Genomic DNA, 9323 nt, shown 5'->3' with positions numbered 1-9323 from the left:
TGATGAAATGAATCGCCTTCCTTCGGCTTCCAGGCCTGATTGGCGTCAATTCGAAAGAGCGCCCGGCCGTTAGCTTTTTCTTTTAAAAATAGAATCGTTTGAAGGTCTGTTTCCGGATTTTTTCCCAATTTCACTTTTAAAATTCGATAGCCGGCGCCAAGGTGTTTTTGCATTTGTTCTTCCATATGCTGCCTGCTGCCTAGACTGATGGTCATGTCATTCTCCATTAGAAGAGGGCCGCCGCCGAGAAGCTCGATTAATGTTATTTCTTTTGAAGCAGCATATGCTTCATGAAGCGCGATGTCCATCGCTGCTTTTGCGCTGGAATTTCCGGCGCAGGAAGCCTGGATTTTACATAGAAGTTGTTGGAAGCCCCCTTCTACATGAAGGAGATCCTCCGATATAGGGCCGCTCAGCGCAGCGTTAATACTTTCGGAAGATTCTCCTGTAATAGCATACGTTGGAGCCGCCGCTCCCATTCCTGTTTCACCTGTAGAAAGAGTAACCGAAACGGAAATAACCTCGATTTCAGTTACTTTTCGAATAGCCGTTACAAATGGCTCTTTTAGCTGCTTTACCGTTGTTTTTGTTTGAATATCCGTTACTTTCATTAGTCTCCTCCTTTATAATCTGGATAGTATTTCTGAAGTCAGCAGTCCGAAAAATGTACCCATGAAGGACCCGATTAGAGCCATCATCACTCCAATGGGAATCAGTGCTCTATTAAATGCTCCGGCGAGCACCGGCGCGGAAACCATACCGCCAATGTTAGCCAGGCTGGCTACTCCGAGAGTAAATAAGTCCAGCTTGAACACCTTTGCCAGCAACAGCATAATAATGCCGTGAAAAGCGAAAATCATAAAGCCGGAAATGATATAAACCGGTGCCTGATTGAGCTCGGAGAAATCTGCACCCGAGGCAATCAAAGCAACAATGACATAAAGCATGACGCTGCCAAGCTCCATAGATCCCGGAATTCTTGCGATCGGCGTTACAGCCAAAATCAGACCTGCCACAGAAGCAATAACGATCTGCCAGGTAGTCGCATTAATCGCGGTTCCTATCTCAGGCAGTGTACCGCCCAGGACAGAGCCCACGGCTGCGATGAAAAGAGAAATACCAAGCAGTACCATTAAATCCTGAAATGCGATTGGGTGTTCCGGCTCTGCATCGGCCGCGGCCGCCATTTCTGAGCTGATCTGTTCCAATTTGCTTGTATCTGCTTTTGTGAAGCGGTTAAACACGAACTGGAAGGGCACGAGCCAGAAAAGCAGCATAACCCAGATGGAGTAGTTAACAGTGTCCATAAGCAGGGCAAAACCAAATATATCCTCCGGCACATCGAGAATATTCTGCAGGGCTACCATATTAGCGGAACCGCCGGTCCAGGAGCCGGCAAGCGCGGAAAAGGCTCTCCATGTATCGTCTATATAAAAGGACTGCATAATGAAGTAGGTGAGGGCAAACCCACCGACGATGCTGAAAGCTGCGACAAAGTAAGTAATAAGCATTTTTGGACCAAGTTTTATAATTTTGCGGATGTCGCATTTGAGAAGCATAAGAACGATCATAGCGGGCAAAAGCGCGTTTCTAATAGTGGAGCTGGTGTCACCAATAGCGTCACTATCTCCAAATAAACCGAAGGTATTAAGAAGCGCCGCGGAAATATAAATTAATACAATAGCCGGAACGTATTTAAAAAATTTTGTTTGGAACCGCCTGTCTGCCCAGACGATAGCAGCAGTAACGGCAATCATACCACTAACGTATAAAAATCCATCTTGATCACAGCAATTCCCCCTTTGATTTTCCATAAAAAAACAGCCAGCCTCTATAAAATAGAGAACTGGCTGGATTTTATCCTGTAACAGATAAAGCAGCTATTTCGTATGTACGAACAGTTGGCTGTACTTTTTGCTTGCATTCGTAAAGGCAGCAATAATCGCTTTCTGGGAAGAGCCATGGTACTTCCGCTCAATATCCGCAGTTACTTCATCTATTGCTGTAATCGCTTTGCCTGCAAACAAATGCTGTACAAACCGGCTCGTTAGTTCAAGAATTGCGGAGCAGTCTGCATCCAGAATTTTCCCGGATCGTTCATCGACAACAAAGCCAATGAAGAAAACTTTGTACTGGTCGGTGATAGGGTTATTGGAGGGGGATTTTGCTTCTCCCACAATATAAATAGAGTCCTGATCAAACATATAAAAACTCCTTTTGCGAAACACGATAAGGGATGGGAATGAGGAAAAAAGCTGGGATAGCTTTCTGCTGTATTCCTGACCTGTCGTGCTTTGAACATAATATTATAGCAACATGTAAACAAAAACAAGACTTTTGTGAAACTATTCAGATAAATTCATGAGAGAAAGGATGACAACTTGTTTCATTCATTTTATTCTTTTTATATAACAAGCCGTAATGATATGGGAGAGAAAGTCCCTTTTGATTTATACTAGTATTAGAAACAAAAAGGAGGTAGAAATACTATGAAAATCATTGTGACTAGTATATTTGTTCAAGATCAGGAGAAGGCGTTATCATTTTATTCAGATGTTTTGGGGTTTGTAAAAAAGCATGACGTACCAGCAGGTGAATTCAGATGGATTTCGCTTGTGTCTCCTAATGATCAGGCTGGGACCGAGCTGGTGCTTGAACCGAACAACCATCCGGCTGCCAAAGAATATCAAAGCAAATTATTCTCCGAAGAAATTCCGGTAACGATGTTTGGAGTGGAAGATATTAATAAAAAATACGAACAATTAGTGAAAAAAGGGGTAAGGTTTACGATGGAGCCAACCACCATGGGAGAGATCACTATAGCGGTTTTCGATGATACGTGCGGCAATCTCATTCAGATAGTTGAGCAATAAATGTATCTGGAAATCGTAACAGAGCAGAAATAAGCTGCTTTTCCCCAAGGAAAAGCGGTGCCTAAGGGTGTTTTCTTGCTACTGGGCGAAGGGTATAGGTAATAATAAAATCCACATTATTTTTCATATGTGAATATTTTTTGTCTGTTTATGTGAAAACATTCACAATAAAGAAAAATGAGGTATACTAAAAATATAAAATATGTGAAAATATTCACAATTAGGAGGTTTTCAATCATGATCCGCTTCTTGAAAGAGTCTACCATCGCAGCAGTACTATTTTTGGCCGCCCGTTTATATTTAGGCTGGACGTGGCTTACTTCCGGTCTGGGGAAAATAGCGGAAGGATTTAATCCAGGAGGATACCTGCAGCAGGCTGTTGCAGAACCTGTAATGAATGGAGGAGGGGAAGCAGCCTATCCATGGTATACAGCATTCCTTGAAAATGCAGCGATTCCGCAGTCTGAGCTCTTTGGATTTCTCGTTATGTGGGGTGAGGTACTGGTAGGAGCAGGTCTGCTTATTGGATTGCTCACTACGACCTTTGCTTTCTTTGGCGGGATGATGAACATGGCTTTTCTACTTGCCGGCACCGTATCTGTTAATCCCATAATGCTTGTTTTGGCAATACTCCTTCTTATTGGAAAAGGCAATGCCGGTCGAATTGGCCTGGATCGATTTATTCCTGCAGTCAAAGAGAAAATGAGAAAACGGCCGCCAGTGAAAGAGGGGCCGAAAGCTGCTTAAAAAAGTTTGTTGTTTTATATTGAATGCAAAAATAATAGGAGAAAGGAGCTGTTTTACAGCATTCTTTCTCTTTTTAATTGCAGAAGCAGCAGTGGAAATGAATTTAGGATATTGTCTTTATTTCTTTTTTTTGATAATATCGTTTCATAGCTAATGATTTTGAAAATAAAGGAGGGGATTTCTTATCCATTTGTTTAACGATGAGGGAGAGCTGCTTCCTGAGGAAAAAGAAACCATTTATCTTTTAACGAAACTACCTATAGAAGATCTGGATTTAGATGCCGTAGCCGTTGTGACGAACCTTTATCGAGCAGCTCAAGGGTTGAAAAACAAGATGGAACAGCATGTATTATCAGAATACGGATTATCCTGGACGTCTTTTTCTCTGCTGTATGATTTATGGATAAAGAATTCTATCGAAACAAAAAAGCTGGCTGAATCAGCTGGAGTGACTAAGCCTACGGTAAGCAATATTACCAAAACACTCGAGCGCAAAGAGCTTTGTTATCGAAAGGCCGATATGAGAGATAGAAGAATCATTTATGTCATGATAACTGACAAAGGGCGTGAGGTCATGGAGGATCTGTATCCAAGGTTTCATCAAGGGGAAACAGCAATTGTTTCCAGCCTTTCGGTGGAGGAGCAAAAGCAGATGTCAGGGCTGCTAAGAAAAGTGATCAAAGACAACCAGTTTTAAAAAATAGAAAAAGCATAGATGGGAAACCGAGTAGTCGTTATCTCCCTGTAACAGAGAGCCGATGGATGGTGTGAATTGGTACACAGGTAACACGAATTACATTCCCGGAGCTTTCTTTGTGTCTCGTTCAAGAGAAGCAAAGACGGACGAGCCGTTATTCGTTGAGTGGAAGAAGATATTCTTCAACAAGGGTGGTACCGCGTGCAACAACCACGTCCCTTTTCATTAAGGGAGGTGGTTTTTTATTATGGAAATGTGGAGGAATGAACAAATGAGTGAATGGATGAAACAACTCTCAAAAGAACAGGCAGCAGAAGTAAAAAGACAGGTGGACATATACAAACAGGGAGTACAGGAGATCATTCCGTTAGAGGACCTGGAAAAGAAAGTCGCTATGTCTATCATGGAAGACCGTCCTCTTAAAATTAAATTAGGATTAGATCCGTCCGCACCGGATGTTCATCTCGGTCATACCGTTGTGCTAAAGAAGATGAGACAATTTCAGGAAAATGGGCATACTATTCAGCTGTTAATAGGAGATTTCACCGGAAAAATTGGGGATCCTACAGGAAAGAGCACAGCCCGAACCGCATTAACGGATGAAGAAGTAAAACGCAATGCCCGGACCTACTTCGAACAGTTTGGCAAAGTAATAAATATAAATAACGTCGAACTTCACTATAATTCGACCTGGCTTTCCAAACTAACCTTCGAAGAAGTGATTCAGCTGGCTGGTAAAGTAACGGTAGCCCGATTGATGGAAAGAGATGATTTCGAAGAAAGAACTGCTTTGGGAAAGCCCATTTCACTTCATGAATTTTTCTACCCTGTGATGCAGGGATACGATTCTGTCGTATTAGACTGCGATATTGAACTAGGGGGAACCGATCAGCATTTCAATATACTGATGGGAAGACCGTTTCAGGAAAAGTTTGGGAAGGAGAAACAGGCGGCCCTGCTGATGCCTCTACTGGAAGGATTGGATGGCGTTGAAAAAATGTCTAAATCAAAAAATAATTATATCGGCATTGATGAAGAGCCACAAAATATGTACGGTAAAGCGATGTCTATTCCAGATAAACTGGTTAAAAAATATTTTGAGCTGGTCACCGACTTTACGCTGGATGAACTGGATCTTATTATAAAAGAAATCGATTCAGGCGAACGGCACCCGCGTAATGCAAAAATGCTGCTCGGAAGAACAATAGTAAGAATGTATCACGGAGAACAGGCGTCAAAACAGGCGGAGCATCAGTTCGTGACGGTATTTCAAAAAGGAGCGGTTCCAGAAAGCATGCCAGAGTTCGAGTGGCTCGGAGAACAAGAAACGCCGGTGATAGATTTTCTTATGAAGCTGGAGTTGTTTCAGTCTACAAGTGAAGCACGCCGAATGATTAACAACAAAGGAGTAAAAATTGATGGAAATCGGGTCGAGGATACCTCTCAACGAGTGAGTGTTACGGAAGGGACAGTCGTGCAGGTGGGAAAGCGTAAATTTATTAAAATAAAAAGCTCAATAACACAATAAAGCAGGCTGGTGAGAATATATTTCTCACCAGCCTGCTTACTTTAGAAAATGTTAAGAGGTAAATCGTTCAATCTGTAATTTAAGTTTTTCACTTGAAGCGTTCAGTTCTTCTGCCGAGTAGGCCACGGTCTGAAGAGCCGTCAACTGCTCTTCGGCAGAGGCGCTCACTTCTTCTGAAGTGGCGGCACTCTCTTCTACAACCGCAGCAAATTTCTGCGATGGAAGAGACAACATCTTCTTTATTCTTTTCTATGCTCTTAATGCTTTCACTCATTTGGGATACAAGGGCACTCATTTCTGTATTTCGTGCGGCAATTTCATCAAAGGAAGAGACGGTTGTTTCTGTAATTTCAAACTGCTCGGTAGACAGTTTTCTTGCGTCTGCCATTTCAGCAGAAGCTTTCGTCGTCTTTTCCTGAATGTCCTCCATCGAGACGCGGATATGCTTGGTGGCGCCGGAGGTTTGTTCAGCAAGCTTGCGAACTTCGTCGGCCACTACCGCAAACCCGCGGCCGTGTTCACCGGCTCGTGCAGCTTCAATTGACGCATTCAATGCAAGCAGGTTCGTCTGCTCTGAAATAGAAGCAATGGTTCCGACAATAGAGGAAATTTCACTCATCTGGTCCGATAGATTCTGTACGACGTCCTCGACGCGGCCAATCATTCCATCTGTCTGCTCGGCCTTTTCCTGTAGAAAAGAAGTCTGTTCGCTGCCGGCTTTGTTGGTTTCCTCCACCTTCAAAGCCTGCTGGTTCAATGAAGAGGCAAAAGCAGCCATTGCTGTCAGTTGTTCCGAAAGGTCCGTTGTTTTCCTTGAAGAATTTTCGGCAGAAGCCGCAGCGTTCGTTGCGCCGTTTGCCACTTCTTGAATAGCGCGCGTTATTTCTTCGCTGGAGGCCATCGTCTCTTCAGAAACAGAGCTTAGCTGTGATACAGCATCGGCCGATGTATGAACAGATTGACGCACCGACTCGACGAGCTCCCGCAGGTTTGTCACCATCACATTAAAGCTGGTCGTTAGTTCACCGGTTTCATCCTGTGTTTTTACTGCTATTTGGCGGGATAAGTCTCCCGCGGCAACGTGTTTGACCTCGTCATTAAGCGCACGGATAGGCTTTGTAATTCGGCCTGCGATGAAAAACACCGCAGCTGCCGTAAGCAGCATAAGAATGCCGGCAGCAATCGCCACGTCCCTTAGAAGCGTATTCACCCCGGCATATACTTCAGATTCCGGCAGGACAAGGCCCAGGGTCCAGCCGGTCTGCTCGAGAGGTACATAAGAAACAACAGCATCTCCATCTGAAAAGGAGGCTGAGGCCGTTCCACTTTCATCAAACGATTCACTGATTCCTTCAAGCACAGGGTCTTCTTCGAGGGAGGCCGCTTCAGGGTGGGCAAGAAATGCTCCTGTTTCGTCCATTAAAAACGCCCAGCCGTTGTCACCAACCTCAATTTCTTCTGCCATCTGCTGGATGGAGCCGGCATCCATATCACTTGAGATAACGCCTGCAAGCGTCCCATCTGATTCGTAGAATGGAGTGCTTGTTGTAACGAGAAACGTATCCAGGGCTTCATCAAAGTAAGGCGCTGTCCAGGAGGCTTCTCCTGTTTCGGCACCGGCTGTATACCATTCATGAGAGGGATAGTCGTACTCCGCAGTCTCATATTCATCGGTAAATACGACGCTGTCACCATCTTCATAGCTGTAGGGACCGAAATATTCAGTATCTGCGTCGTAAGCAAATGGTTCAAACCAGACGCCGATACCAAACGTTGCTTCATTTAATTGAACAAGACGTGCCTGCAGGGCCTCATAGTCGGCTTGATCCAGATCTGTGCCTTCTTCTCCGGTGATTTCAGCAAGCGTTTCCCCGATGCGCTGATGCTCCGTAAGCTCTTGTTCTATACTGCCGGCAGTTTCACCAGCCTGATGAGAAAGGCGATCTCTGATCTGGGTTTCTATTTCACCTCTGGCAAAGCTGTAGCTGATGCCGGTGATTAACAGTACGACTACCATCATAATAGGGATAAAACTAAGTAATTTGGTGCGTATCGACCATTTCATAAGCTTCTTCCTCTCCGGTTTCATTACCCTATTTATATCGGAAGCCCGCTCTGGACATTCAAGAATAATACGACTATTTGTTACATCAGCCATATTTCTCTTGCAAATATCTCTTTTAACATTTAGTATAGTTTATTGCCTACCTACCGTTAGGTTTTAAATTTAATTTTATGAAAGAGGAGCATTATAATGACTGCTAAAAACGTTCCTGTCACAAGGAACATCACCTTTATTTTATTATTCATTGCCAGTATTATGGCTGTTACAGGATTCAGTATGTTCTTAACGACAACGACCTGGTATGTCATCACAGAACTTGACTCCGCTTCTATGCTCGGGCTCGTTCTTATTGTTATCAGCGTGCCCCGGCTTGTTATGATGACGTATGGAGGCGTCGTAGCGGATAATTATAAAAAAACAACAATCATGTTCAGCACTAATTTGATACAGGCGTTTCTTCTGCTTGGTATTACTTGGTTCATATGGAACGATACGATGACGATTGTACTGCTATTACTTCTGGCAGGTGTATTTGGAATGCTGGATGCGTTTTTTGGACCTGCCAGCACCTCGATGCTTCCTAAAATCGTGGAAAGGCATCAGTTACAGCAGGCCAATGCCTATTTCCAGGGCGTGGACCAGATTTCTTTTATAGCCGGTCCGATTATAGCCGGAGTTATTATGGAAACGTCCTCGGTTACTGCGAGCTACTTCACTGCATCCATCCTGGTAGCTCTTTCGGCGCTGATTATTTTCCCGCCGTTTATAAAGGAAGGACCGGTGGAAAACACCGTTAAACAAAGTCCGTTTCAAAACTTTAAAGAGGGCTTTGTCTATGTATACGGCTCCACTTTTTTACTGCTTGGTCTTATTATTCTGGTTACGCTGAACTTCTTTGTGTTCGGCACGCTTCATATAGCTATTCCTTTGCTGGTGGATGCCTATGGCGGAACCCCGTTAAACTTAAGCTATATGGAAGTAAGTCTTGGTCTGGGAATGGTCACCGGTACGATCATACTCGGCGGTTACATGATTGCAAAAAAAGGCCGGGCGATTCTGTACGGTCTGATAGCTGCTTTAGTCTTCTACCTTATCTTCGGTTTTGTCCAGAGTTTAACGGTGTTGACCGTTATTTTATTCTTTATTGGATTTGCGATGGCTTTTGTGTTTATTCCGTTTTTTACGGCAGCCCAGGAAATGACCGAGAACCGGATGACTGGACGGGTGATGAGCCTCGTATTCCTTGCCATGAATGGTTTTGATCCTATCGCTTATGCTATCGTTAGTGTGCTTACCACAGCAGGAATTCCGGTACAGTTTATTTTATTGGGATTTGGAGCCACAGGCATGGTGATTGCTATCACGATATTATTCAAAGCAAAAGCGTTTCAACAGATTGTGCCATAAATGGGG

General features: G+C 43.9%; 9 protein-coding genes and 1 other annotated feature. Of the genes, 5 read left to right on the top strand and 4 right to left on the bottom strand.

Translation table 11 applies throughout. From position 1 onward, the window contains the following. The 3 genes from MMY81_RS09985 to MMY81_RS09975 all read right to left on the bottom strand — a co-directional run. Window positions 1-611 (bottom strand): enolase-like domain-containing protein (locus MMY81_RS09985; protein ID WP_483882485.1); only part of this gene is annotated, 611 nt, incomplete at its 3' end. 12 nt (window positions 612-623) lie between these two features. After that, window positions 624-1814 carry a DUF819 family protein gene (locus MMY81_RS09980; protein WP_252312723.1) on the bottom strand — a complete coding sequence of 397 codons (1191 nt, stop codon included), beginning with the start codon at window positions 1812-1814 and terminating at the stop codon, window positions 624-626. Window positions 1815-1880: 66 nt separating this feature from the next. Beyond that, a complete protein-coding gene (locus MMY81_RS09975) occupies window positions 1881-2204 on the bottom strand; it encodes a DUF3870 domain-containing protein (protein WP_252312722.1) in 324 nt (107 codons plus the stop codon). 285 nt (window positions 2205-2489) lie between these two features. Between MMY81_RS09975 and MMY81_RS09970 the strand changes: the two genes are divergently transcribed. From MMY81_RS09970 to tyrS, 4 genes are all read left to right on the top strand, one after another. After that, a complete protein-coding gene (locus tag MMY81_RS09970; RefSeq protein WP_252312721.1) occupies window positions 2490-2873 on the top strand; it encodes a VOC family protein in 384 nt (127 codons plus the stop codon). A 234-nt stretch (window positions 2874-3107) separates the two neighbouring features. Further along, a complete protein-coding gene (locus tag MMY81_RS09965) occupies window positions 3108-3620 on the top strand; it encodes a DoxX family protein (protein WP_252312744.1) in 513 nt (170 codons plus the stop codon). 190 nt (window positions 3621-3810) lie between these two features. Beyond that, window positions 3811-4317, top strand: coding sequence for a MarR family winged helix-turn-helix transcriptional regulator (locus tag MMY81_RS09960; protein WP_253075894.1), 507 nt, complete (start codon window positions 3811-3813; stop codon window positions 4315-4317). Window positions 4318-4323: 6 nt separating this feature from the next. Then, window positions 4324-4540, top strand: a binding site (T-box leader). Between the two features lie 48 nt (window positions 4541-4588). Beyond that, complete coding sequence (tyrS, locus tag MMY81_RS09955) at window positions 4589-5845, top strand: tyrosine--tRNA ligase (RefSeq protein WP_252312742.1); 1257 nt, start codon at window positions 4589-4591, stop codon at window positions 5843-5845. Between the two features lie 88 nt (window positions 5846-5933). On the opposite strand, the gene MMY81_RS09950 is transcribed toward tyrS, so the two are convergent. Next, window positions 5934-7910 (bottom strand): methyl-accepting chemotaxis protein, encoded by a 1977-nt coding sequence (locus MMY81_RS09950; RefSeq protein ID WP_252312720.1) that lies wholly within the window; start codon window positions 7908-7910, stop codon window positions 5934-5936. Between the two features lie 189 nt (window positions 7911-8099). Between MMY81_RS09950 and MMY81_RS09945 the strand changes: the two genes are divergently transcribed. Further along, on the top strand, window positions 8100-9317 hold the full coding sequence (locus tag MMY81_RS09945) for an MFS transporter (protein WP_252312719.1): 1218 nt from the start codon (window positions 8100-8102) through the stop codon (window positions 9315-9317). Window positions 9318-9323: the final 6 nt, after the last annotated feature.

The sequence above is a fragment of the Sinobaca sp. H24 genome (genome assembly GCF_023845525.1).
Note: the sequence above shows the minus strand (reverse complement) of the source record. Positions and strands in the feature narration are given on the sequence as shown.

What these genes read in the sequence shown, in the direction of transcription:
- tyrS (WP_252312742.1), top strand. Translation starts at nt 4,589, where the DNA reads ATGAGTGAATGGATGAAACAACTCTCAAAAGAACAGGCAGCAGAAGTA.
- MMY81_RS09945 (WP_252312719.1), top strand. Translation starts at nt 8,100, where the DNA reads ATGACTGCTAAAAACGTTCCTGTCACAAGGAACATCACCTTTATTTTA.
- MMY81_RS09950 (WP_252312720.1), bottom strand. Translation starts at nt 7,910, where the DNA reads ATGAAATGGTCGATACGCACCAAATTACTTAGTTTTATCCCTATTATG.
- MMY81_RS09975 (WP_252312722.1), bottom strand. Translation starts at nt 2,204, where the DNA reads ATGTTTGATCAGGACTCTATTTATATTGTGGGAGAAGCAAAATCCCCC.
- MMY81_RS09980 (WP_252312723.1), bottom strand. Translation starts at nt 1,814, where the DNA reads ATGGAAAATCAAAGGGGGAATTGCTGTGATCAAGATGGATTTTTATAC.
- MMY81_RS09970 (WP_252312721.1), top strand. Translation starts at nt 2,490, where the DNA reads ATGAAAATCATTGTGACTAGTATATTTGTTCAAGATCAGGAGAAGGCG.